A 24,124-nucleotide genomic window follows, 5' to 3' on the forward strand; every position below is an offset into this window, starting at 1 on the left:
ATTGATTGGAGAGAAGGGAAGTAGGCGCTTTCGGGTGTTACCTTATGCGCCCCTGAGGATATGCCTATCCGACTTCCAGTGTCTGAACGATAGCATAATAATAGAAATCGGTACAAGAATTTTTATGAGCGGCAACCATCATATCATCGAGCGGCAAAGTCTCCACGTCACCCTGAAAGGAGACGAGAGCAAAGCCTGGGAATTACATAACCAGCTGCTGAATCTTTGCAACACATGGCTGACGCCCAAATTGGCTGGCCTGCTGGACGCTTATGCCCCGCAAGACGCTCACTTGGTTGTTGAACGCATGGAAATCGATGTCGGCACTCTGGCTGCCGACCGGCTGGAAGACAATTTACCCGCCGCGATAATCCAGGCGATCGAACACTGGCTGCAGGATTCCCCGCACCGGATTCACCCGTTGCCGCAGAACGATCCCGATCAGGAACAGACAGGTGCAATCCAATATAAAACTGAGCCGCAGGCGGCCCTGGAAGCATTGGTTTACTTCGCCAGAACCGGCAGGCTCCCCTGGTCTTTTCGTCTGCCGGAAGGACAAAATCTGGAGCAATTTCTGCTCAATAGCTGGAAGCAAGCGACACCGCTGGCTGATGCCGATTTGCTTGCCGCTTTGACCACGGCGGATGCAGCCAAACGTTTTTCGCTACAGTTCTCAACAACGTTTTTAGACACCTTGCTAACATACCTGGCGCCTGCTGTTAACGAAATCGCCCATAAGCTTTTACAGACTCTGGCCAGCCAGCCATTGCCAGCGGACATCGCCAGAGCGCTGCAGTCTCAAATCTGGCAAACGGCGTTTATGCATGCAAAGCAACCTTCAGCCCTCACTGACATACAGATGATCCGCGACATCTGGCAAGCGCTGCCTGCAGATTGCAAACATCAGCCAGCGTTGATTGGCTGGCTGAGGCGACACTGGCCTGAAGCTTTAAGCGATGAACAGCAGCAACCGGGAGAATCCAGGCGAAGTCCATTAACTGTTACAGTCGCGTCAGAATTCGACATTGCGCATGCAATAGAAACCAGCGACACCCCAAAGTCAGCGGTGACTTCGGCAGCAACTGACGCGCCACATGAGACTGCCGGTTCCTTTGTTCAAACCCAGCTCACTGGTCCATCCGGCAATGCCAATGCGAAACAGTCGTCCTCTACCCCGCAAACAAAACCAGACGCATCGGTTGAGATTTCAACGTCAGCTATGACATCGGCAGCAGCCGACGCACCACCTGACGAGACTGCCGTTTCTCTTGCTCAAGCCCAATTTTCCAGCCTATTCAGTAATGCCGATGCAGAACAATCAGCCTCTGCCCTGCCAATAAAGCCAGTCGCATCGGTTGAGATTTCAACGCCAGCCGCGACATCGACAGCAGCCGTTGCGGCACCTGACGAGGCCGGCCCATTTGCCCAAGCTCCATTTTCCAACCTATCTGGTAATGCTGCAGGACAGCTCGCCTCTGCCCCGCCAATAAAACCAGGCGCACCGACTGAGACTTCAACGTCAGCTATGGCATCGATAGCCGCTGGCGCAGCACCTGATGAGATTGTCGGCTCCCTTGCCAAAAACCAATCTCTCAACCTCTTCGGTAATACCGATGCACAACAGTCGGCCTCTGCTCCGTCAATAAAGCCAGGCGCACCGGCAGGGACTTCAAATGTTATGGCTAGCGAAAATATTTACATCAACAACGCAGGTTTGGTTCTGTTGCACCCGTTTCTCCCGCAATTTTTCAGAGCATTAAACATTGTTGTTGGCGACCAGCTCATTGCCCCGGATCGGGCATTGTCTCTGCTGCATTTTTTAGGCACGGGCCAGCTGGTCGCGCCCGAATATGAGCTGGTTTTACCTAAAGTGCTATTAAATTTGGCGTTGGAAACGCCTGTGGATACCAATTCCCCTTTAACGGCAGAAGAAACCGAAGAAGCTACTGCGCTGCTTGAAGCTGTGATCCGTCATTGGGCTGCCTTGAAAGGCACCAGCGACGACGGTTTGCGGGGAACGTTCCTGATCCGCCCCGGCAAAATCAGCTTGCGTGATGACGGCGACTGGCGCTTACAGGTGGAAAACAAAGCCTACGATATTTTGCTGGACCAGCTGCCCTGGGGTATCGGCATGATAAAACTGCCCTGGATGCATCGGATGCTTTGGGTGGAGTGGCGCTATTGACCTCATGTTGACGGGTAGAAGAAGATGAAATCGAGCTCAGAAAAATCGACCGGCACTGCCTCAAAGACGGCAACCCAAACGCCGAGCCAGCCTTTTTTCGCCAAAGCAGGCGGCGGTGACTTTTTCGCGCCGGCCAGCCAGTCTTTCACCGCCTCCGTGCAGATGAAAATGGCGGTGAACAAACCCGGCGACAAGTTCGAGCAGGAAGCCGATAAGATGGCCGACAAAGTCATGCGCATGCCAGCCCCGGCGCCGACAAAAGAAGAAAAACTTCAGCGCCAACCGGAAGAAAAATTACAGAAAAAGGAAGAAGAAAAAATACAGAAAGCAGTCATGCCTGAGGAGAAGCTTCAGAAAAAAGAGGACGAAAAGATACAGAAAGCCCCGGCTGCCGAAGAAAAGCTCCAACGTAAAGATAGCGCCGGCGCTCCTACTGTAAATTCAGGCATACAATCGGCGATTCAAAACAAAACCACAGGCGGGCAACCGCTCCCCAGCGATATCCGCGACTACATGGAGCCAAGGTTCAATGCCGATTTTAGCAACGTGCGCGTCCACAGCGACCCCGAATCCGCAAGCCTTAGCAGCCAATTGAGCGCGCGGGCATTCACCCATAAAAACCACATCTTTTTCTCCCGGGGCCAGTACCAGCCCGGCGGCAGCGACGGCAAACAACTCCTGGCCCACGAATTGACCCATACCATCCAGCAAGGCCATGCCATACAGCGCAGCCCGCAGGTCAGCACTACGGCTACGCCTCCGCCTGTGCAGCGAGGCCTCCTGGATAGTCTGAACCCGCTCGAATACCTGATCGATAAGGCTCTAGGCTTTATCGCTGATAACGCCGCTGCGATTCCCGGTTTCACGATGCTCACTGTGGTCATCGGCTACAACCCGATTACCCGGGCCGCCGTCGACCGCAGCGCCGGCAACATTCTCAAAGGCGCCATCGAAATGATGCCGGGCGGCGCCTACATCACCCAGGCGCTGGCCAACCACGGCGTATTCGACAAGGTCAGCGTGTTCGCCGCGCAGCAGTTCGCCGCGCTGAGCGACATCGGCAGCAATATTTGGCAGGACATCAAACAGTTCGTCAAAAAATTCTCAGTCACTGACCTCGCCGACCCCGGTGCAGTATGGGAGCGCGGCAAAAAAATCGTCACTGCGCCTATTGGACAGATCAAGGCATTCGCCGTTGGACTTAAAGATGGCATGATCACTTTGGTCAAGGACGCCATTCTCAAACCCATCGCTGCGTTCGCCAAGGCCAATGCCCCCAATGGTTACGATCTGTTGTGCGCCGTCCTGGGCAAGGACCCGATAAGTGGCGAGCCGGTACCGCAGACGGCCGAAAACCTGATCGGTCCGTTCATGAAATTGATCGGCCAGGAAGAAGTCTGGCAAAACATGCAGAAAGCCAATGCCATTGCGCGCGCATGGGCCTGGTTCCAGAATGCCTTGGGTACGGTAAAAGGCTTTGTACAACAGGTTCCGGCGCTGTTCATCGCCGCCTTCCAGGCATTGGAGTTTATCGATATCGTGCTGTTGCCGAACGCTTTTAACAAGCTCAAATCGGTATTCGGCGGTTTCGCCGGCAAGTTCATCAGTTGGGCGGGCAACGCCGTCTGGAATCTGCTGGAAATTATCTTCGACTCCGTCAAGCCGGGCGCGATGGCCTATGTCAAACGCGCAGGCGCCGCTCTCAAGAGCATACTGAAAAACCCATTGCCTTTTGTCGGCAATCTGGCAAAAGCAGCCAAAGCCGGCTTTGAAACGTTTGCCGGCAATATCGGCACTCACCTTAAAGCCGGACTGATCGATTGGCTGACCGGTTCTCTCAATGGCGTATATATTCCCAAAGCGCTTTCACTGCCGGAATTGGGCAAGTTTGTGCTCAGCGTGCTGGGCATTACCTGGCCCAATATCCGCGCAAAAATTGTCAAGGCAATGGGGCCTAAGGGCGAAGCGATTATGTCAGGGATCGAAAACGGGGTTGAAAAAGGCTATGAAATTATTGTCAAACTGAAAAATGGCGGGCCGGTTGCGATCTGGGAGATGATCCAGGAGAAACTTGCCGACCTCAAGGATACGGTCGTCAGTGGGATCATCGGTTTTGTAACCAATGCCATCATTACAAAAGCCGTTCCCAAACTCGTCGCCATGTTTATTCCCGGCGCCGGTTTTATCTCGGCAATTGTCTCGATTTATGACATCGTCATGGTGATAGTGGCAAAGATGTCAAAAATTGCGGCGGTGGTAGCGGGATTTGTCAACTCCATCATGCAAATCGCCGCGGGCAATATCCGATCAGCCGCCATTATGGTATCCAACGCGCTGGCAGGGATGTTGTCTCTCGCCATCAGCCTGCTCGCCGGGCTTGTCGGTCTGGGAAAAGTCACCGACAAGATCAATGGAGTCGTCTCAAAAGCCCGCGGCGGCGTCAATAAGGCCATCGATGCGGCTCTCGCCTGGGTTGTGAAGAAGGCGAAGGACTTGTTCGGGAAGTTGTTTGGGAAAAAGGATAAGAAGGATGAGCGGACAGAAGAGCAAAAACAAAAAGCGGTAGATGATGCTTCTAAAGAAGTTGTAGCTTACACCAAAAGCACCAAAGTTAATTTTATTAAGCTGCGCTTGAAGTTAAGTTCAGTGAAATCAAAATATCAACTTACTGCTATCAAGGCAGAAAAAGTCTCAAAAGGAAAATACCAAGTAGAAGCTGTAATCAACCCTAAGAAAGGAACAGAAGTTGAAATCGATGACGATCCGAACGGATTACCTCCTGGTGCAAAAGAACCAGTAGTTAAATATACTGCAGAATCGCATAGTGGAAACAAGAGAACCTATTGTAAAGATGCCGACGTGAAAGTTTGGTTCTGGAATGAGGGAAAAGGCTCCTGGCAGGTAACAAGTGATGACAAAAAGCTGATGGAGGCAGAGAAAGCTGCAACTAGATGGCTTGCAGATAATAACAGTACATTTATTTCTCTAGTTAAAGATGACAAGCTTTTAAGTAACAGTGGTTTTGACCAGCTAGGAATTCAAGTAAATCCAACGAACAATCAAGATGAAGTGGTTATAGGTGACACAAAAGGTGCATTTGGTAAGTCACCTATTTATTTTACATATAAAGGCGTTAAAGCGGGTCGGGACAATCCTTTTTCTGCGACCACAACCAATCTTCCTGCGAATATCCTGGCGCAACGGAAAGACAATCCAGCGGCTCTTGTCAAACGCCTTGATGCCGCATTGAAAGCCGGCAATGTAACGGTTATATATTTTGTCGCTGGAAAAGCAAAAATTAGTGAAGCCACTCTCACAAAAGTGAAAGGAATGATTACCAAGAACCTGATCAAGTTGCTCACAGGATTACCATATAGTTTAACCCTGGAAGACGCCCGAAATATTGTGAAAGACATTCCCAAACCCATAGTGCAAAATATTTGACATGACTTATTCTGAACTAAAAAGTAAAGCAGATTATTACCTGAAAGAATGGGGAGATGAGAAAGAAACTTGCCCAGCTTCAGAGATTCCTTTATTGATTGCTCTGACATTTGATCCTCTTTATATTGACAATGCAATACAAATGTCTGCTTATTGGCTTCAAAAATGCCTCAAAGCGAAAACAATTGATTACAAAAATTATGGAACATTTAGTTTTATTATGAACTTTGCCAGTACATTGCATCTGTTTGGCAATAGTCAATACGACCTATTCAAAACTATTTCAAAATCGTCTCCCCCACCTGATGCCGCTTCTAAAGCGCATCACAAGCTATTGAATTACTATTTAAATGGAAATTACCCATCCAATTCAGTAAAAAAGAAAAAAAAAGAAGATATTTCATTTGAAAATTTGCCCAACAGAATTAGTCAAGTTCCCATTGATTCCTTGTATCGTTTTATACTAAACACAAACACTCCAGGATGGCACGATCGTATTCAACCCTATTTCCAACTTATTTCGCTACTGCATTTCCAAAGCAACGGCATATCAGAACAAAATCTAATTCTTAAAAAACTTAAAGAAGATTTTTTAAAGCAATTTTCTTAGGCTGATAAAAAATTAAAAATATTTCCAATGCCCCCCAATATATGACAATGAAACATTTTTACCTACTATGGACGTAGCGGATGAATTGTAGGGTGGATTTGCCTTGGCAATCCACCAACAAACGGAGCCTTAAACCGTAATGTCCCACAATGTTACTGGCCTGCTTGAAATGGCGGCTTGCCGGCGCGAAACCGCCCTACGAATTATCTTCGGATTGATTTGATGACAGGAGTTTTTACGCCGGATTATCGGCGTATTTTTGTGCCGGGCGGTTGTTATTTTTCACGATCAATTTGCTGAAACGCAAACGTATCCTGTTGATTGGACGACAATTTGGTATTCTTAAGTGTTTTTTGTCCATCCTCCGAAAACGAAAAATCGACTTGTAACTATGGCCATGCAATAGCGTCGGCATATTGCGCCACATAAGTCATATAATCATCACTATGTAAAAAGACAACACAATGGACTTAAACGCTTCCAACCTGCAACTTGCCTTTGAGTGGCTCAAAAATATCCTGGAAGGACGCTTGCGAGTGCATTTTGGGCAAACTGAAAGTTTCGAACTGCAACCACTGAATTTCTATACAGGAAACTCTTGGCTGACCCAATTCATAGCCAGCCACAATCCCGGTCTTGAAGAGTTTGCGGTGCTGATGCTGGCTATCGTGCCGCAACTGCAGCCCGGATTTTTCAGTAAAATTATCGCCGAACATTTCCCTGAAGGCGGTGATTTCCCCGAATTCGGTGGTGTCAAGGCGGCCAACCACCGGGGCATTCTCCCTACCGGAGAAACTGCGCAGTTTATTCTCGCAGGCGACAATCTTATACAACGCCTGGAGGTTCAGCGAATCCTGAGCAGCGAACATTGGTTTGCGCAAAAACGCATTCTCTGGCTTGAACCGGTGCGCGAAGGAGAACCGATAATGAGCGGCCGCTTAATCCTCGAGCCTGAAATTATTGAACAGCTTACCATCGGCGCCATCAGCAAGCCTCGTTTCAGCCTGGATTTTCCGGCAGAATACATCGATACCGAAATGGACTGGGATGATCTGGTGCTGCACCCCAATACTTTGCGGCAAATCCATGAAGTCGAAAATTGGATCAATCATAACGACACGCTACTGCATGACTGGGGCATGAAGAAAAAAATCAAACCCGGCTACCGTGCGCTGTTTTACGGACCGCCGGGCACGGGCAAAACCCTGACCGCCACGCTGCTGGGGAAGCATACCGGCAGAGACGTATTCCGTATCGACTTGTCGCGCGTGGTATCCAAATATATCGGCGAAACCGAGAAAAACCTGTCGCGGCTGTTTGATAAAGCCGAAAACAAAAACTGGATTTTGTTCTTCGACGAAGCGGATGCACTGTTCGGCAAAAGAACTGACATCCGCGATGCGCACGACAAATATGCCAATCAGGAAGTAGCCTACCTGTTGCAACGAATCGAAAACCACAACGGCTTAGTCATTTTAGCGTCTAACAAACGCGCCAATATCGACGATGCATTTATTCGACGCTTTCAATCCATTATTCATTTTCCTATGCCCCGTCTCGAAGAGCGTCATAAAATTTGGGCCCAGACTTTTCCATCCCAAATCAAGATTGCGGATGATATCGACTGGCAGCATGTTGCAGCCCGTTATGAACTGACAGGCGCTGGCATATTGAATGTTGTTCACTACTGCGCCGTCGAGCTCTTGGCATCCCAGTCAAGTACGCTAGATTTAAAGCGATTGGAATTTGCCATTCAGCGAGAGTTCGTTAAAGAAGGAAAAATCATATAACCACTATATTATATGCTGACACACCATTATTAGTCCGGCATGGCATGGGCCGTAAAGGCAACCGCTGGGATAACAGTGTTTTAAAAACCTCTTCCATACCTTGAAAACCGAGCTGGGGCTAGACAGGCGATATTCGAGTATATTGAGGTCTTTTACAACCGCGAGCGATTCACTCGGCCAATGGCTATAGGTCGCTCACAGGTTACTAATTGCTGCATAAAGCGGCTTCCGTATGTCCGGAAAAGTGTTGACGCATCGATACCGCGATTGTTTTTCCATAAATTAAGCGGGGTGATTCACATTTAACTTGCCGGACTATGTGGCCCCGTTTGTGGCCTTATTGATGGATAAATGAATCCAGCCAGAAAATTACTGTTTTAAAGGCATAAAAAAACCGGCCACCCTTTCAGGCTCAGCCGGCTTTCTTGGAATTGGTGGAGGCGGCGGGAATTGAACCCGCGTCCGCAAGCACTCCGCCGTAAGGTCTACATGCTTATCCCGCGCTTTTAATTTAACTGTTGACTACCCGTCGGGCCAAGAGGATCAACAGCGATTTCGATTGGATTTAGCGCTTCGGACTCCGAACTAAGCCCTAACGCGATCTTATGTAATATGATCCCTGAATGTTCCGAAGAACTCTGCTCGCATAAGCACAAACAGTCAGAGAAGTGGTGCAGGTTTTAAGCTGCTAAAGCCACTGAGTAGTTTTCGTCGTTTGCGAATACTTTTTTTCTGTAGGATTTACGAGGTGTACAGTCCTCGGCATGCACTTAAGGTTTCGCTACCCACGTCGAAGCCAGGTCGCCCCCTTAACTTGCGTATTGTAATTGATAAGAGTCAATTTTGCTAAAAAGATTCCATTCATTTTAAAAAAATTTTCAGCTCTCTGAAAAATCCTTTATCTAACTCTTATTCAATTAGCATTCGTGTCAAAAGACCCTTGTCATCCCTGGATAGTTCCCGATGCTTACCATCAATTTTACAATGTTCAATAATGTCGGCGACCTGATTTACCTGCTCGGCATGTTGATGACTGAAAGTCTCTATAATTTCCGATACTTCATATTCAATCATGCTGAGCCCGTTAATCAGGCCTTTTTGAAGGCCCCGCAAGGCCGTTTTTTCCAGCGAAGGTTTCATTTTTTTCAAAATAAAAAACGGCGTCAGCCAGGTAATGGCGATCAGCAAGGTACTATGAATGGCGAAATTGACGCCTAAATATTCCTCATTGCCCGCGTTGCTGGTGTAATACACGGTGAACAGCTTGTAACCGACCCAGATGATGGCCGCGAGCGGCAGCACAATCTCGCACAAGCGCATGAATTTTAAAAAAGCGCGGTGCATGACATTGCCGGGATTGGCTAACGCCTGCCGCACAGCCAGTTCGCTCTGGCCCTGAATGATTTTCGATGCCTTTTCGCGAACCGGAGCCAACCGCTTTTTAAGCGGTGCAACCGGAATGCCTTGCTGATCAACATTCAAAACGAATTCGTCCAGACCGTCATCGAATCGCGCACTCGCCCACTCATCCCACAATCGTACATCCGAGCGGGTTGGCGAGTATTTGCCTGTGGCCGGATTGGTAATTAAATCAGCTGCGTGTTCGGCATAATAATTGGCCAGTTGCTGTATCGGCCAGACCATGCCTTGCTGCAGGATATCGGAGGTGCGTTGCCACTGTTCCTGCCACAGTTTCGGCGTCTGCTGCACAGCTTGGCTGGAGCCAAGCAATGGCATCTGGCTTTGCAGTCTTTGCCTTAAGTCGTCCTTGCGGACCTGTAAGCCTCTTTGTTCAAGTTGCTCGATGACATGTTCGGTCGCCAGCGATTCAATCGTGGCTTTTAACGATTCAAATTCATCGGCTTGCAGTTCTTCCGCGCAAACCGTCTTGAATATGATCGGCTCGTCAAATCCGGCCTTGTGCAGTTGCTGCTTGAAATCTTCATATTGGGCGGTCTGTCCCCTGTCCCACTGATTCAAAACAAACAGCCAGGCATGGCGGCCGCCTTCTGCGAGCAGCAGACGCCAGGCCTTTTCATCCCTGTAGCGTTCGGGGCTGACCACATAGACGAGCACGTCGATGTGCGGCAACCATTCCAGAACCAGCTGTTTGTTGCTCTGCTCAGTGCTGTCAAAATCCGGCATATCGATCCAGATGATATTTTTTTTCGATTCCTCATCATGCTGGGCTATTTTAATACGGTCAATCGGCAGTTTTTCGGGCAGATGCTGTATGGCGACGCTGCGGTGATGGTACAGCGTGACCTCGCGCGATGTCGGCCGCTCTATGCCGGTCCGGGCAATCGCTTGGCCGGCCAGGCGGTTCAGCAATGAGCTTTTGCCTACGCCGGTGCCGCCCATGAAAGCCACAATCAGAGGCCGGGAGCCACTATGCGCGAACAGGGTATCGGGCGTTCTTGCGTCGAACTCGCATAACTGTCTGGCAGACTCCTGGCTGATCCAGCCCGAAGCGGCAGCCTGCCCGGCCCAGCGTTTTGTTTGTTCTACTAAGTCAGAGTAATCGTAAGCCATGTCGCTTTTCTTTCAGTTGGTGTTCGGCCGCCTGCAACTGCTCGGGTGCAATATTAAACTGTGTAAGATGGGTTAACTGTTTGGGCAGCGCGGAAAGTTTCCTGCCCATGCCATCGATGAATAAGGACTGTTTGACGGTATTGAGCTGATGCTGTTTCAATTCCGCCTCGACTCTGTGCACATAACTGCCGATGGCGCTTTCGGCCAACAATGACGTGATTGTCAGCATCGCCGGCGCAATAATCAGATCGTGCATGCCTATGCCGCCGGTATTTAATGCCAGCGCAATGGCGGCCGCATCGGTAGTGACGCGCGTGGCACGCAGGCTGTTCAGGAGCACAGGTTTTTCCTGCAATTTGTGATACAGCTGTTGCGCCGTGTTTTCCACATCCTGTTGAAAAGCGATATGGTAGTTTCTCGCAGCCTCGCTGAAATCCTGCAAGATCTCCGGACGCTGACTGCGCAACAAGCTGCTGGCTTCTTTCCACCATGGGTTCTGCCTGTTCTGTTCGGCTCTATCCAAGAGCCGGTCCGCCATCTGAATCAACATATGCTCGGCGATTTGCTTTAACAGCGCGACTTCGTGGCTGCTGTCGGCGATGTGCTGCCGTTTGCGTCCCAGCTTCATGATTTGCCTGATCGGCCAGGTCAAAACTCTGCGCGTGCCGGACAAGACACCGGCCAGGCCCGGTATCTCCAGTAAATTCAGCAGCTGCGCCAGGGCATATTTAAAAGTCTCGTAATGATGCGGGTGATTCAGGTAATCACGCTGATAACTCTCCAGCGCCTGTTTGATCAGTTGATCGACCAGCTCCTGCCAGTCTTTTAAAGCCTGGTGCTCGGCGACGACCGGCTCGACCCAGTATTGCCAGTTCTTCTGAAGCAATTCCTGCTCATAGCGCGCCTGCTTCTTATGATTGATCTTGCTGGCCATTTGAATAAGCAGGTTCTGCCGGGATTCCGGCCAGACCGGCATGCCCGTCTGTTTTTGGTAATACAAGGGCACGACTTCGGGGAATTCATCGTTTCTGGCGTGGCGCCATTTTTCTTTCAGTGAATGGATCAGCAATGATTCCGAGCCTTCAACGAGCTTATTAAGACAGATAACCGTCGGCTGATGCAGGTCTTCGAGTACGGCCATGATATCCCAGACCGACTGATCGGCATATTTTTCCTTGCTGACGGCCAGAATAATCATGTCGGCCAGTGCGATCGTCCTGATCAGGCCCTCACGGTAATTCGCGGCATCTATCGAATCAAAATCAGGCGTATCCCAAAGGACGCTGGGCGGCAGATACTTTGACACCGTGGTGTTTTCGGTCAATAAATAACAATCATAACGGTCTGCCCGGGCATGCGCCTGCTGCAGTTGCTGGAATCGGCCGAAATAACGCTGCAAGTCGCTGCAATCCTTCGGGCTGATGCCGTTGCAAAAGCCTTCGGGATGCACGGTATAGCCTGCCAAGGGACTCACGCCGGCCACATTGCTGTTTAATAACAGGTTAACCAGTGAACTCTTTCCTGCCTGAGTCGGACCAATAACAGTAATCTGCAAAGGGTATTCAGGGGTAGATGCGATAAGCTGGCCTTTACGCATAAAGGCTTCCGCCAGAATAAGCTGATCTATCCGCTGTTGATAACTTATTTTGGCAGATTCATTGCCGGGTTGACTCAAAACGGCCTGGTAACGCTGTTTTAATAATTGGATAAATTCCAGCATAGAAAGTTAGCTTGGGTTTATAATAACCCACCATTTTACTTTGTTTGGTGACAGGGTGTAATGCAATAATTATAACTAACGCAACTTGGACCTGAACTTAACTTCGAGGTTATCTTATGAAGAAACTATATGCTCTGCTGATTATTCTTTCCTGCACAACCTTAATTGCCTGCAGCAACGGCATGAAAATAAACGGCCACAATGCCCGTACGGCTTATAAATCCGTCAAAGTAATCAAAAATCGCTTGCCTGCCGAGCAACGCATTGAATTTGAAGTCTCTTTCTGGACTATCCGCGATTCTTTCAAAGATGACGATGAATTCCTTGCAAAGGTTGACGGCAAAGAACCCCAGGAAGTCATCAATTTAGGCCGGGAACTTTATCAAGAACGTAAAAATGCCGGCTTTGAAGCCTATAAGCAATATTCAAGCTGGGACGAAATGATTGCCAAATTTGGACAGGAACGAATAGACCAGGAAAAGAGCCACAAGGAAGATCCTCGTGACAAAGCAAACAATGTCCTCTATAAATTGAAATAAGGCTATCAATATCCTTTACAAATCATAATCTCACCGGCTAGGCAGCGCTTTTTGTTCAACCAGCGTTGAAACAAACTGATTCGCCTCGGCAATGGTTTGCTCCATGGCATGAATCAGTTGCGATATGTCTATGCCGATTTCAATAAACTCATGCCTCAATGCCGCAATTGCCTGGGCATTGAGGTTATGTTTCAAGTACAGCACCTGATCCTTGAATGCCAGCAGCACCGGCTGGATTTTAGCTTCGGCCCTGCGCATGGATTTGATCAGCCGGGCATAATTTTGTCTGGCCGCCTTCAGCTGTTGCCTGCTCAGATTGCGCAAGGAGCGGTTCGTATATTCATCCAGCTCCCTTTCCCACTCGATAAACAGCGCTTCACTGACATCTTCTATTGCTCTGATTCTGTCGCTGACGGCCTCGGATTTGGCGCGGCAGAACTGATATTGTCTGTTCAGCAGATTGTATTTATGGTCCAGCGTGGTCTCGCTGACGGTGACCAGCGACTTAAAACGCTCCAGCGCATCCTGAAACTCATCCCGAGTATCCTGCAAACTGACGCAGGCCTGCTCGACCTGGGAAACGACGATGGTGCGCTTGTGATCGCCTATCGATTCCCTGGCGCTGTAATAAACGTTGCGGAATTTTTTTGAAAAAAAACGGCTGAGCGAATCGAATGATTTTTTTACCAGAAAGCTCGTAAACGATTTGTTGTATTCAGACATTGGAAACTTCGATGATTAATGATTTTAACTGTAAACGGCGCCTGCGCTATAAAACCGCAAAACGCCTTATCGACAATGCCTTGCTCGGCAAGTTTATCAATGTCGAGGCCGGCGTCAATTACCGCTGACTTTACCAGAATCAGCTCATCCGCCGAAAGCATCGCGGCCAGCCAGGCGGCCAGGCTATCCGATGTAATGTCCCAACTGGCTTGGATTCCCGCCTTATCAAGCTCGGCAATATCGGGCGACCAGATCACCGTCTTCTGCCGCGCCGACTGCGCCTGGATGCCGGCAATTGAACCTGCGATTGAAAAAGCAGGCTTGAGCCCTTTAAACAGCAAAGCCATCTGCTGCATGGCCAGCAGCGCCATCGCATGCGCCGCGCCATCATCAAACCGCCAGTGCTGCTGGGCCAGTCTGACCTGGTCGGCAAAAGCACCGCCGCCGGGCACAATCACCACGCCATCCGCATATTTCCGCTCGATCGCGTCCAGGCACGCAACCAACACGCCCGATTCGGCCAGACTGCCGCCCAGCTTGACAACGATCATTCTTGCCTGAACCGCCGCAGCAATTTGATCATCGCCGCCGCCTTGTCAAAGCATTCCTGATATTCATCTTCCATGACCGAATCATTGACGATGCCGCCGCCCGCCCAAAAGCGGATCGTGTTTTCCGAATGCACCAGCGTTCTGATCGCGATATTGGTATCCATATTGCCGTCAAAGCCCAGGTAGCCTATGGAGCCGCAATAAACGCCGCGCCGATTGGGCTCGAGTTCTTCGATGATTTCCATGGCGCGGATCTTGGGCGCGCCGGTAATCGACCCTCCCGGGAAACAGCTTCTCAGCAAATCCAGCGCATGCTGATCGTCAGCCAGCTCGCCCGTAACGGTACTGACCAAATGATGCACGGTGGCGTAACTTTCCACATCGAACAGAACCGGCACCTTAACCGAGCCCTTTTTGCAAGTCTTGCTGAGATCATTGCGCAGCAGATCGACAATCATGACATTTTCAGCCCGGTCTTTCTTGCTGTTTTTAAGCGCCTGTATCTGCTGCTGATTTTCCACGTCATCCTGTTTGCGCGGACGCGTGCCCTTGATCGGCTTAGTCTCCACGACACCGTTCGTTACTTTCAAAAACCGCTCCGGCGATGAACTGAGAATCTGCGCTTCCGGCAGGTTCAGATAGCCGCTGAACGGCGCGGCGTTCAATTCGCGCAATGCCAGATAGGCTGTCCAGGGATCGCCTTCGCAGTCGGCAGCGAAACGCTGGGTCAGGTTGACCTGATAGCAATCGCCTTCTTTCAGGTAATGCTTGATGCGGTAAAAAGCCTCGGCATAGGCCTCCTTGTCCATATTGGCTTTAATAGCGCTGAGCACATTGAACGGCTGATCCTGACGCTCTGCCGGCAACACGCGGAACTGCTCAATTAAATCCTGCCACTTTTGATCGTCATCGACATGCCCGACCAGCGCGCTTTTTTGCTGATCATGGTCGACGATGACCGCCCATTCATAAATGCCGACCGCCATTTCGGCGATATGCTCGGCATCTTCGGCGATTACAGGCAATTTCTCCAGGCGTCGGGCCAGATCATAAGAGAAATAGCCGATGGCGCCGCCGTTGAAAGGCAAGCCATCGATAGCAGGAAAATCCGCGGTTAACTGCTGCTTGACCAATACAAACGGATCCTCAGAAGACTGCACGGATACGCCGTTACGCGTAATCTCGGTCGTATCGCCATGCGTAACCAGCGTGCATAAGGGATCAGCCGCAATAATATCGTAACGGCCCTGTTGGCTGTAAGGATAACCGCTATCGAGAAAAACCGACCAGGGACGGCCGGCAAGCGGCGCAAACAAATCTGCGCTGTTTTTGAAATAAGGAAGCGGGAAATGAAGTTGTTTCGATGACGACATTTAGGTTGTGTCTTATTGGCTAAACGGATCAGCAAGCGGCGCACTCGCAGCGCAACCGGTTGAATGGATTTTTGAAGGGCATCGACAAATGGATATTCTGATTGGATGAAATTTTATAACAGTCGTTCTATTTAACAAAGCTCTCCGGCCAGACGGGCAACGGCAACAGCCGGCGCGCAGTCGGCTGGGGACAAGCCTGTCCGGGCGGCCGATACCTGAAACAAATCGCTGAAATCAACGTAAGAGCAGCCCAGATTCAATGCGAGCTGCCTGACCAGAAAACGCCCTACTCCGGCGCCTATAAACGGGCTGCTTTGAGCAAGATCATGACGGGATAATTGTCTTTCGCAACTCCGCTGGATTTTTTGCAGCTGTTGCGAGCGGATATGGCCGGCGAATTGCTGCCAGCGCGGCAGCTCGTCTTTATTAAAATCGCAGCCTATCATGCGCGACAGCCGTCTGGCGCTGGCCATGACGGTCTTTTCTCCGCCGTCGGCCGTTTCGGTTTGGTCATGCAGTTCATCAAGTTCGCCTGTGACGCGATAGACATCGGCCATTGTGGCGAAATATTCGGCCATCAAGCCGACTTCGCGCCCCTTATCAAACACCGTCTGCGCGACCGCCATCACAGCCGTTCTGACGATGCCGGTGTAAACCAGTTCCCCGGAGATCAGGCGCTGGTAGTCGGTATAACCTGCCGCTTGCACCTGGCCGTCCTGCAGCAGCAGAATATCGGTCGTGGTGCTGCCTATGTCGACAAACAGGCCGCTTTCAAGTTTTCGAGCGGCAAATGCAGCACTGGCCAGCCAGTTGGCGGATGCAATCGCTTCATAGTGCCTGTCATCAACAGCTTGAAGATCGAGCATGCCCTCTTTACCGGCGAAAATCCGGATTTTGCCTTCAGGGAGCAGTTCTTTCATGACCTTGATGATTTGCCTGACGCCATCATCCCTGCTCGCGAATAAATCGACCAATTCGCCGGTCATGGTAACGGCGTGCAGATACTGGGCCACAGGTAATTGCGACAAGATCGCGCCGACAGCCTGATGCAATTGTTCCATCCCCTTCCATAACGGACAGGCTTGCTGAAACACATCGATAATGTCGCCAGCCTCATTGACGACGGCCGCCTTGACATGGGCCCCGCCGATATCCCAGCCGATTATATTAAGCTGCATCTGTCTCCCTTACCTTTACTACAATTGATTGACTGCGCACCGGATGTATCCGCGGCTCGCCGTTCAGCATCTGCAAGACCTGCTCGGCGACATTAACGCCCAGGCCATTGTAAATGCCCGTGAATGACGTGGTCAGGCGCGGGTTTATTTCCAGCACATAGATCTGCTCTGCGGTTTCTATCAGATCGATTCCCGCATATCCCCACAATTCAGGAAAAGCTTGGGCTATAGCCTGCACTAACTCCCGGTATGGAGTAAAGTCAGTCCTATAATTAACTACGCATTCGGTTAACTGATATTGCTTATTGATGATCTCGAAGCGCTGCAGATTAACGCATAACAGCCAGCCTTGGCCCTGACTGAACAGACAGGACAAGCTGGTCTTTTCGCCCTGAATATGAGGCTGGAAAATAAACCGGGCTTTATCCGGCAGCTGTGACGAAATCGCCGCGAAGTCCTGCCGGTCTTCAATCAGATAACTTTCGGCACAGCCTACGCCATCAATGGATTTGACGATCCATTCTCCGGGTTGGTATTCGGCGGTATCGAACAAGCGCGTCGCAACGGTCGCGATATCGTGCTGCTGGAGCCGTTCATAAGTCCTGAGTTTATTGCCGGTCATGGCCACGGCATTGGCCGGCGATGTCAATAAAATCCTGCCCGACTGCTCAACCCTTTGGCACAATACCTGTAAAATCCCGTCGAATTCCGGCGCAACCGGCCATACCGCATCGCACTGTTCGACTAGGCGCGAAAATTCTTCCGTAACGTCGTTCTCCGGCTTGATAGTAGCTATAGCGCCGCCGGTACTGACTGACCCAACCAACCGTTCATCGAGCATCACAACCAGCTCGATGCCGTCTATCGCTGCCAGATTATCGAGCAAAGCCTGCAGCATGAGACGGCCTTCTCGCGCCAGCGAGCCAGGCAACGCCTGCTTATTAAAGCCGCCGCCCGTGATATACTCAAATACCAGAATTTTCACAATTTAAACGATCAACAAGAGATTAGCCGTTCAAGGCCATGAATTAATTTGCCTATTGTACCATTTACCGCACCCTCCTGTTTTACGGTATAACAGTTATCCATGAAAACTATCCCGGTCATCGATTTGAAAGACGGCGTCGTCGTGCATGCCAGACAAGGCAGGCGCGACCAATATCAGCCCATTAATACCCGCTTATGCAGCTCACCGGATATTGATAGTGTTATCCAGGCATTTTTAAATCTTCATGATTTCTCTACTTTTTATATTGCCGACCTGAATGCGATTACGCATCGAGGCAATCATGAACAATTAATTGATAAGGTGCTGGCTCGTTTCCCGAAGCTGACGTTCTGGGTGGATAGCGGCTATCAGAACCATAGCCAACGCAGAGGCCGGCCCGGCAATTATATGCCGGTGCTGGGCAGTGAATCTTTTCAGGATGAAACAATTGATGAAATCAAGGCTTTCGGCAACAACTTTATTCTATCTCTGGATTATTCGTCATCTAGTGCGCTAGGGGCAAGATCCTTGTTCAGCAGCCCAAGCCTGTGGCCCGATCACATTATCATCATGACTCTGGCGCGCGTGGGCAGTCATAGCGGCCCTGATCTGCACAAATTGGCTCAGTTTTGCAGGCAATACCCGGACAAAAACTTTATTGCCGCAGGCGGCGTCAGGAATAAGCAGGATTTAATGGATTTAAACGAAATAGGCGTGAAACAGGCGCTGGTCGCAAGCGCGCTGCATTCAGGGCACCTGAGCGCCGACGATATCAAAAACCTTCAGGCAAAAAAATACCCCGACGAATCGGGGTATTTTTAACATTCTCAGTAACTAAGTAAATCTTAGTTAGCAGCGAATGGATGAACAGCAGTAGCTTTGCCTTCAACAACTTCTTTAGCTGTAGGCAGGCCAGCAACAGCGCGAGCGATAGCTTCTTTAGTAGCTTCGTAGTTGTACTGTTGGATTTTAGCGTCGTCTTCAGCAGCCCAGTGGATGAATACGCCAACAGAGATAAACAGATCGTCAGCTTCGTTAGCTGGGATTGTGCCGTTTTCTACACTGTCAGCAACAGCCATAGCAACACCACGTTGTGCTGGACCAAACATTTGAACTGCTTGCTTAGAACCTTTGATTGTTACTTTGTTGAACATAACAGTAGAAGGTTTAACCATCAGGTTAGGAGCAACAACAGCCAGCAAGCTAGAGAAACCGTCTTTGTTGTTTGTTAAAGTGTTAGCAAACGCAGTTTCTGCAGCTGAGCCTCTTGGGCCGATGATCAGGTCGATGTGTGCAACTTCGTTGCCTTCGCCAACTAATGATTCACCAACGCGTAAGTTATTAATTTTAGCCATGCTTGATTTTCCCCTGTGTAGAAAAAAATGATAAGGATTTTTTAGATTAAATCTAAGGACATCAAATGTCAGATTATTTGCTTTTAAACAAATTCGTTGCTGAAGATTGATCAAAGCAATTAATGCTTTTTAATCAAATCTTCCAAAAATATTGTCAGTACTGTCGCCACAGTCAAATCGGCCGTTGTACCCGGGTTAATCCCATTGAGTTTGAACTCCTGATCGATACGATAAAGCAACGGTTTAAGCTGCTCCGGGTCATCAGTTTTGGATAATTTTTCACTAATCAGAGCCATCCTGGTCGCAACCATTTCAGAGTATCGGTTGCCGTATTTTCTTTCGATGTGGCTGTCAGGGAATTGACTGAGCAAATCGGCATATACTGCTACCGCGGCCCAATTTCGGTCTCCCCACCGATCAAAAACGACATTATACCTCAAAACTGAAAAATCGAAAATATCTTTATAATCCGTCACGTATTGCAGCGCGATGCGATCTTTGGCGCTGGCTATTTTCATGGCCTCCGCCAAAGTCACGGAGGGTTTCTCATGGACATCCTGCTCCTCGGACTCGCCCAATCCGCCCGGCGATGCCAACGCGATGGCTTTGAACACCCAATCGGCATCCTCCACCGTTGTATTGGCAACGACACGGTGCACAGCCTGCCTGAGCGTCACGTCCGGGCCGCAATAATTGACCGCCTGAACCAGCGGCGCGCAAAGCAGAAGAATGCCCAGATTGGTATTGCAGCCTACCGCCGTCCGCGTCGCCTTGACGGCATAATAGATTTTCTCGCCCAACGAATAATCGGGATCGCAGAGAGGGCCGGCACTGACTTCGGCGCTGGCTATGAAGTCTGCCACGGTCATGTCATGACCATCGGCATAAATACTGACATTGCCGGGCTTGAAGGCCTCCAGTTCCACCTCGCAGGCCAATCGGTACAGATCACTGAGTTGCTTTGCAGAAATCATGAAACAGCCGCAATAACTTCAGGCTTGTTTTTATTGATGCGCCGGGTTATCAAATCGTCTGCCAGCAATTCGGCGATATTGACATCGCAAACGCTTTGCAGCCCTTTCCAGGCCGGAATGCTGTTCATTTCGATCACGGTGTAATTGCCTTCCCTGTCGCGGATAATATCCACGCCGGCATAATCCATGGACAATGCATGGGTCGCCTTGACGGCCAGATCGGCCATTTTGGGGTCCAGATCGATCACTTCGCATTCAGCGCCGCGCGCGACGTTGTTCAGCCAGGACTTGCCGCGCCTGCGCATGGCTGCAACCGCGCGGCCGTTAATGACAAAAACGCGATGATCCGAATAGCCTACACCATCGCAATGCACAAAACGCTGCAAATAATAAACGCCGTGACTGCTTGTCAACCAGAACAGGTCTGTCGTTTTTTCTATGCGCCGGATGCCTTCGCCTTGCGAGCCGAACAGCGGCTTGCTGATCAGCAAATTGCCTTTTTTCAATTCGTCTTCGGCAATACTTAAAGCCAATTCCCTGTCCCGCAGTATCCAGGTCATCGGCGTAGGCAGCCCCGCATTGTGCAGCAGGAAACTGGTCATGCCCTTGTCGACGCTGCGCTCAACGGCCTTTCCGTCATTGTAGACAGGGATATTCATTTCCTTCAAGGCATGCAGGACGTCCAGATACATCACGACTTCTTCCAGTGAGCCGCCCGGTACGCCGCGGACAAAAACCGCATCGGGCAGCGCCTGCTCGAAACCGGGAATCAAAACCGGAATCCGGCCGGGCTCGATGGCGAACTTGCATTCGGTTAACGAAACATATTCGCAACTGTAACCCCGACTGGTGAAAGCAAGACGCAACTGCTTGCCGTGCCAGCCCGGATCATCGGTAAAAATTGCTATGCGACCCACACACATACTCTCAAAAAAGGAAAGCCGGATTAAATAATCCGATAGAGGCCGCGAAGCGCCTTGACGCTTCGCGGCAGGATGATCTGGCGTTAGGCGCCGAATGACTGATCCAGCAAGGCATTGTCGAGCTTGCCGGCGCGGAAGCTTTTGCCGGACTCGACCGCCGTCACGATCACGCTGGCCGGACTGAACAGCATGGCGTCGATTTTAAAGAAATCGTATTCATACTGCTTGAAGATATCGGCGAAAGGTTTGCCGTAATCCTTGGATGTCGAGCTGGGCAGTTCCTGCGCCAGTTTTTCGGCGGCCTCGTCGCTGCCTTTAACGAAAATATGCACCTGACCCGCGAACAGGATGGCATCGTTCGTACGGCCCATGGCTTTGACAAAGTTCGGATGCGGAGGGCAAATCGGCGCGCTGCCGCTGCCGTCAACGATGTTTTCCAATGGAAAGTGCAAAGCGTGGGCTTTGTGCATAGCCACTTCCAGCACACGCGCAACGACCTGAACGCCGCCGGCCAGACTGCTGGTGGGCGTCACGATGATCGTCAGTTTGGACGGATCGACCTTGCAGGCGGCCGCGACTTTTTCAACCAGTTCGACGGGCGGAATCGCGTCGTTCTCGATGACCAGCACCGTTGAATCGGCCTCATCGCGATAATCCAGCTCCTTGTAAAGCTCTTCAACAGATTCTTCCTTGCCGTCTTTGACTTTGGTCGCCATGGCGCGGGCAGGACCTGAACCCAGCGCGTAATATTTTTCATGCGACAGGCTCCAGCCCGCGTATTGGCTGCCCAGACAGCCCAGCACCGGATTGCCTGTGTGCACGTTGACGGTCAACGGCCAGTTAGCCGTGTAAGGGCTGTGGCTGATGGTGACAGTACCCATGCCGCCGAGGCAGATTTCAGCAATCAGGCGGCCGGCTTCGATGCCGCCCGGTACTTTGATTCCGGCATCAACGATAGTACAGCCATTTGCCAGTTTTTCTACATGCACTCTTAATTTGTCGGCGTTATCAATCAGTTGCTTGACTAATGGCTGGGTCAATTTATTAACGCTTGCTGTATATTCCATATCGGTCGATACCTTAATGTAATTTATTAACTATAATCTGATGTCTAATCGACAGCGCTTCCAAAACTTGCTGCGATTTTTCTGCGTGCGCAATAATACTGCAAATCGGCTGTTTTGCGCCAATTAATGCACCTGATTCCGGCAGATCCATGCACCAGGACGGCCATTCGAATACTTTGGGAATGCGCAAATCCGCCAACGCGTAAACAATCTGATATCCCGTACAGCCGGTTTGTACAGCGGGATAATCGATCAATTCGCCTTGGCTGGCCCTGACATGCCTTAGCAGCAAGTCCTGACCGTACAATTGCATGCTGGCCGGCGGCCGTGCATTGATTTCCAGCACATAGATTTGTCCCTCGGCCTGTATGAAATCGAGAGAATTCAAACCCTTCAGTGCAAAAGCCGGCACGAGCTTTTTCAGCCAGTCCGCCACGAGAACTTTATGCTCATCCGGCAATCGGCTATCGCTGATGATCCCCGAGAAAACGAAAGCCTGTCCGTCATCCAAGGCCACAGACCATTGCCTGTTAAAACCGATGACCTGAACATTGCAGCCGTCCGCCAGAAACAGCGCGGAGCTTGACTCGCCTTCAATATAGCGCTGCCAGTAAACCGCCGCTGAAAGCCCACCTTCAGCATGCCAGCGGTGAATGCCTATGCCGCCCGCCCCTTGCAGCGGCTTTATCAGCCAACCTTTTTCCGATGCCGGGGCGGTAAAGGAAACATCCGGACAGGAAACATTCAGCTCATTCAGGCATGAAAAAAACGTTTGTTTATGCTGAATTTTTGTAAAGGCATCGGCTCCATTACCGAGAATTTCCAACCGATCCTCCAGATAGCCCAGACTGTCCGGGCAATATTCAAAGCCACTGCCATAAACGGCATGAGCGACACCATAGCGCTCGATAAAATACTCCACAGCGGCCGTTATATCGGCTCTGGACAATGAATCGACCCGCCGATAAGCTTCGGCGCAGGCCTGCGTATCCTGATCGGCAAAACGGTCAATGACCAGGGGCTTCAGACCCGCCGCTCTGGCGGCCTTCGTCAACATGCGCGCCGAACTGGCGATAATGAGGATATATTCGGGGATAACAGGATCGACCGTCACCGGAGCGAGGACGGCGTCTACATGACGAAAATATCGCCGCCGCTATTGCGGGCGCTGGCGACAATGAAGCTCAAATTTTCAAAATGCGCAAATTCCTGTCTGGCATGCCTGACCAGAGACTCTGCAAAGTGCCCGCCATCCACGGCGCAAAATCCGGTAGGCCCCCAGGAGGTCTGGCCGATAGCGACAGCGCCTTGCCGGTCAAGCCATTCCATCGCTTCAGCCACTTCCGGGCTGGTGAAGATGCCGCCCTGAGCCGGGGCAAAATACTCGCCGACCGATTTTTGCAATTGCGTGATGACATCGCCGAACTTGACTATGTCCTTCTCGGCCACGGCCGGCAAACCCTGCATCAGCAGCAGGTAACACAAACGCGCGGCTTCCTGCACAGGAAACGAAGGCAACGACTCAAAAGCCTGGATTTCCTGCTGGCCGTGCAGTCCCTGCCCGCGCTGATCGAAAACCAGAATAAATCGCCAGTCTTCCGGCACATCCATATGCGCCAGAACCGGCGGCGTGATCGTTTTTTCCCCTCTGCCGCCGTCGACGACCAGCCCGCCCTGCTCGAAGACGCCGATGCCGATGCCGGAACGCATGCCTCTGTCGGTCAGTTGCGCAATTTCCCTGACAGTCAGCCCCAAGCCGTAAAATTCATTCAGCGCGGCGCCTATCGCCAAAGACATCTGCGTGCCCGAGCCCAGCCCGACATGTTCGGGGATAGCCGCTTCAATCGTGATATTGAGCCTGTTGGATACCTGCAGCATACGGCACAGCATGGCCGCGCATTTGGCGGCGCGCTGTGCGGCCGGGCCCGTAACGGTGAATTGCTCGGCGGAAGTCATTGACAAGCGCGTGCTGATTTCATTAAGCGCAATGCCGATGCTGCCGAAATGGCGGCCCAATGATCCGCTTAAATCGATAAACCCCATATGCAGTCTCGCAGGGGCAATCACTGATACTTTAGAATGTTGTACTTTCAAAAGTTAAAATCGCTTGTGGCTGATAAGTGACGAAAATTATACATGATCAACCCATCCCCATGTGAATTCAAAAGCGGT

20 protein-coding genes and 1 other RNA gene are annotated in these 24,124 nt (G+C 50.7%); 6 read left to right on the forward strand and 15 right to left on the reverse strand.

Features of this window, described 5'->3' with window-relative positions:
* Window positions 1–124 precede the first annotated feature (124 nt).
* Window positions 125–2,185, forward strand: coding sequence for a contractile injection system tape measure protein (locus tag V2P20_RS20025; RefSeq protein WP_331821511.1), 2,061 nt, complete (start codon window positions 125–127; stop codon window positions 2,183–2,185).
* A gap of 2 nt (window positions 2,186–2,187) precedes the next feature.
* Here the strand turns inward: V2P20_RS20025 and V2P20_RS20030 are convergent, their stop codons facing one another.
* A complete protein-coding gene (locus V2P20_RS20030; RefSeq protein ID WP_331821513.1) occupies window positions 2,188–2,418 on the reverse strand; it encodes a hypothetical protein in 231 nt (76 codons plus the stop codon).
* Between V2P20_RS20030 and V2P20_RS20035 the strand changes: the two genes are divergently transcribed.
* The 3 genes from V2P20_RS20035 (at window position 2,402) to V2P20_RS20045 (ending at window position 8,029) form a co-directional block, all read left to right on the forward strand.
* A complete protein-coding gene (locus V2P20_RS20035; RefSeq protein ID WP_331821515.1) occupies window positions 2,402–5,629 on the forward strand; it encodes a DUF4157 domain-containing protein in 3,228 nt (1,075 codons plus the stop codon). The two genes, V2P20_RS20030 and V2P20_RS20035, sit on opposite strands and share 17 nt — an antisense overlap.
* Window position 5,630: 1 nt before the next feature.
* On the forward strand, window positions 5,631–6,239 hold the full coding sequence (locus V2P20_RS20040; protein ID WP_331821518.1) for a hypothetical protein: 609 nt from the start codon (window positions 5,631–5,633) through the stop codon (window positions 6,237–6,239).
* Window positions 6,240–6,703: 464 nt separating this feature from the next.
* Complete coding sequence (locus V2P20_RS20045; RefSeq protein WP_331821520.1) at window positions 6,704–8,029, forward strand: ATP-binding protein; 1,326 nt, start codon at window positions 6,704–6,706, stop codon at window positions 8,027–8,029.
* 432 nt (window positions 8,030–8,461) lie between these two features.
* On the opposite strand, the gene ssrA is transcribed toward V2P20_RS20045, so the two are convergent.
* The 3 genes from ssrA to V2P20_RS20060 all read right to left on the reverse strand — a co-directional run bounded on the left by ssrA (window position 8,462) and on the right by V2P20_RS20060 (window position 12,281).
* Window positions 8,462–8,838, reverse strand: a transfer-messenger RNA (tmRNA) gene (ssrA, locus tag V2P20_RS20050).
* Between the two features lie 100 nt (window positions 8,839–8,938).
* Window positions 8,939–10,561, reverse strand: coding sequence for a GTPase (locus V2P20_RS20055; RefSeq protein ID WP_331821522.1), 1,623 nt, complete (start codon window positions 10,559–10,561; stop codon window positions 8,939–8,941).
* A complete protein-coding gene (locus tag V2P20_RS20060) occupies window positions 10,542–12,281 on the reverse strand; it encodes a GTPase (protein ID WP_331821523.1) in 1,740 nt (579 codons plus the stop codon). The genes V2P20_RS20055 and V2P20_RS20060 overlap by 20 nt, the downstream gene beginning before the upstream one ends.
* 116 nt (window positions 12,282–12,397) lie before the next feature.
* Between V2P20_RS20060 and V2P20_RS20065 the strand changes: the two genes are divergently transcribed.
* The gene (locus V2P20_RS20065) at window positions 12,398–12,820 is read left to right on the forward strand and encodes a hypothetical protein (protein ID WP_331821525.1); all 423 of its coding nucleotides are present in this window, start codon (window positions 12,398–12,400) and stop codon (window positions 12,818–12,820) included.
* 30 nt (window positions 12,821–12,850) lie between these two features.
* Here the strand turns inward: V2P20_RS20065 and V2P20_RS20070 are convergent, their stop codons facing one another.
* The 5 genes from V2P20_RS20070 to V2P20_RS20090 all read right to left on the reverse strand — a co-directional run bounded on the left by V2P20_RS20070 (window position 12,851) and on the right by V2P20_RS20090 (window position 17,630).
* Window positions 12,851–13,543 (reverse strand): DUF2959 domain-containing protein, encoded by a 693-nt coding sequence (locus tag V2P20_RS20070; protein WP_331821527.1) that lies wholly within the window; start codon window positions 13,541–13,543, stop codon window positions 12,851–12,853.
* Window positions 13,504–14,094, reverse strand: coding sequence for a uridylate kinase (locus tag V2P20_RS20075; protein ID WP_331821529.1), 591 nt, complete (start codon window positions 14,092–14,094; stop codon window positions 13,504–13,506). The genes V2P20_RS20070 and V2P20_RS20075 overlap by 40 nt, the downstream gene beginning before the upstream one ends.
* Entirely contained in the window at window positions 14,091–15,467 is a 1,377-nt protein-coding gene (gene pabB / locus V2P20_RS20080) for an aminodeoxychorismate synthase component I (protein WP_331821531.1), read from the reverse strand. Before pabB ends, V2P20_RS20075 begins: the two co-directional genes overlap by 4 nt.
* Window positions 15,468–15,598: 131 nt before the next feature.
* On the reverse strand, window positions 15,599–16,645 hold the full coding sequence (locus tag V2P20_RS20085; RefSeq protein WP_331821533.1) for a hydantoinase/oxoprolinase family protein: 1,047 nt from the start codon (window positions 16,643–16,645) through the stop codon (window positions 15,599–15,601).
* The gene (locus tag V2P20_RS20090; protein ID WP_331821535.1) at window positions 16,635–17,630 is read right to left on the reverse strand and encodes an ATP-grasp domain-containing protein; all 996 of its coding nucleotides are present in this window, start codon (window positions 17,628–17,630) and stop codon (window positions 16,635–16,637) included. Before V2P20_RS20090 ends, V2P20_RS20085 begins: the two co-directional genes overlap by 11 nt.
* Before the next feature lie 102 nt (window positions 17,631–17,732).
* On the opposite strand from V2P20_RS20090, the gene V2P20_RS20095 reads away from it, so the two are divergent.
* Window positions 17,733–18,455 carry a HisA/HisF-related TIM barrel protein gene (locus V2P20_RS20095; RefSeq protein ID WP_331821537.1) on the forward strand — a complete coding sequence of 241 codons (723 nt, stop codon included), beginning with the start codon at window positions 17,733–17,735 and terminating at the stop codon, window positions 18,453–18,455.
* A gap of 23 nt (window positions 18,456–18,478) precedes the next feature.
* Here V2P20_RS20095 and fae read toward each other — a convergent pair whose 3' ends face one another.
* The 6 genes from fae to V2P20_RS20125 all read right to left on the reverse strand — a co-directional run bounded on the left by fae (window position 18,479) and on the right by V2P20_RS20125 (window position 24,019).
* On the reverse strand, window positions 18,479–18,988 hold the full coding sequence (gene fae / locus V2P20_RS20100) for a formaldehyde-activating enzyme (protein WP_027157908.1): 510 nt from the start codon (window positions 18,986–18,988) through the stop codon (window positions 18,479–18,481).
* A 119-nt stretch (window positions 18,989–19,107) separates the two neighbouring features.
* On the reverse strand, window positions 19,108–19,962 hold the full coding sequence (locus V2P20_RS20105; protein WP_331821539.1) for a triphosphoribosyl-dephospho-CoA synthase: 855 nt from the start codon (window positions 19,960–19,962) through the stop codon (window positions 19,108–19,110).
* The gene (locus V2P20_RS20110; protein WP_331821541.1) at window positions 19,959–20,879 is read right to left on the reverse strand and encodes a RimK family alpha-L-glutamate ligase; all 921 of its coding nucleotides are present in this window, start codon (window positions 20,877–20,879) and stop codon (window positions 19,959–19,961) included. The genes V2P20_RS20105 and V2P20_RS20110 overlap by 4 nt, the downstream gene beginning before the upstream one ends.
* Window positions 20,880–20,968: 89 nt before the next feature.
* The gene (gene mch, locus V2P20_RS20115; RefSeq protein WP_331821543.1) at window positions 20,969–21,952 is read right to left on the reverse strand and encodes a methenyltetrahydromethanopterin cyclohydrolase; all 984 of its coding nucleotides are present in this window, start codon (window positions 21,950–21,952) and stop codon (window positions 20,969–20,971) included.
* A gap of 13 nt (window positions 21,953–21,965) precedes the next feature.
* The gene (locus V2P20_RS20120) at window positions 21,966–23,066 is read right to left on the reverse strand and encodes an ATP-grasp domain-containing protein (protein ID WP_331821545.1); all 1,101 of its coding nucleotides are present in this window, start codon (window positions 23,064–23,066) and stop codon (window positions 21,966–21,968) included.
* Between the two features lie 17 nt (window positions 23,067–23,083).
* Complete coding sequence (locus V2P20_RS20125; RefSeq protein WP_331821601.1) at window positions 23,084–24,019, reverse strand: beta-ribofuranosylaminobenzene 5'-phosphate synthase family protein; 936 nt, start codon at window positions 24,017–24,019, stop codon at window positions 23,084–23,086.
* Between the last annotated feature and the right edge of the window lie 105 nt (window positions 24,020–24,124).

It is taken from the genome of Methylobacter sp. Wu1, assembly GCF_036553575.1.
GTDB lineage: Bacteria > Pseudomonadota > Gammaproteobacteria > Methylococcales > Methylomonadaceae > Methylobacter.

Bases quoted from the DNA above. Each gene is read 5' to 3' on its own strand.
- V2P20_RS20025 (WP_331821511.1), top strand. From the start codon at position 125: ATGAGCGGCAACCATCATATCATCGAGCGGCAAAGTCTCCACGTCACC.
- V2P20_RS20035 (WP_331821515.1), top strand. From the start codon at position 2,402: ATGGCCGACAAAGTCATGCGCATGCCAGCCCCGGCGCCGACAAAAGAA.
- V2P20_RS20030 (WP_331821513.1), bottom strand. From the start codon at position 2,418: ATGACTTTGTCGGCCATCTTATCGGCTTCCTGCTCGAACTTGTCGCCG.
- V2P20_RS20040 (WP_331821518.1), top strand. From the start codon at position 5,631: ATGACTTATTCTGAACTAAAAAGTAAAGCAGATTATTACCTGAAAGAA.
- V2P20_RS20045 (WP_331821520.1), top strand. From the start codon at position 6,704: ATGGACTTAAACGCTTCCAACCTGCAACTTGCCTTTGAGTGGCTCAAA.
- V2P20_RS20055 (WP_331821522.1), bottom strand. From the start codon at position 10,561: ATGGCTTACGATTACTCTGACTTAGTAGAACAAACAAAACGCTGGGCC.
- V2P20_RS20060 (WP_331821523.1), bottom strand. From the start codon at position 12,281: ATGCTGGAATTTATCCAATTATTAAAACAGCGTTACCAGGCCGTTTTG.
- V2P20_RS20065 (WP_331821525.1), top strand. From the start codon at position 12,398: ATGAAGAAACTATATGCTCTGCTGATTATTCTTTCCTGCACAACCTTA.
- V2P20_RS20070 (WP_331821527.1), bottom strand. From the start codon at position 13,543: ATGTCTGAATACAACAAATCGTTTACGAGCTTTCTGGTAAAAAAATCA.
- V2P20_RS20075 (WP_331821529.1), bottom strand. From the start codon at position 14,094: ATGATCGTTGTCAAGCTGGGCGGCAGTCTGGCCGAATCGGGCGTGTTG.
- pabB (WP_331821531.1), bottom strand. From the start codon at position 15,467: ATGTCGTCATCGAAACAACTTCATTTCCCGCTTCCTTATTTCAAAAAC.
- V2P20_RS20085 (WP_331821533.1), bottom strand. From the start codon at position 16,645: ATGCAGCTTAATATAATCGGCTGGGATATCGGCGGGGCCCATGTCAAG.
- V2P20_RS20095 (WP_331821537.1), top strand. From the start codon at position 17,733: ATGAAAACTATCCCGGTCATCGATTTGAAAGACGGCGTCGTCGTGCAT.
- fae (WP_027157908.1), bottom strand. From the start codon at position 18,988: ATGGCTAAAATTAATAACTTACGCGTTGGTGAATCATTAGTTGGCGAA.
- V2P20_RS20105 (WP_331821539.1), bottom strand. From the start codon at position 19,962: ATGATTTCTGCAAAGCAACTCAGTGATCTGTACCGATTGGCCTGCGAG.
- mch (WP_331821543.1), bottom strand. From the start codon at position 21,952: ATGGAATATACAGCAAGCGTTAATAAATTGACCCAGCCATTAGTCAAG.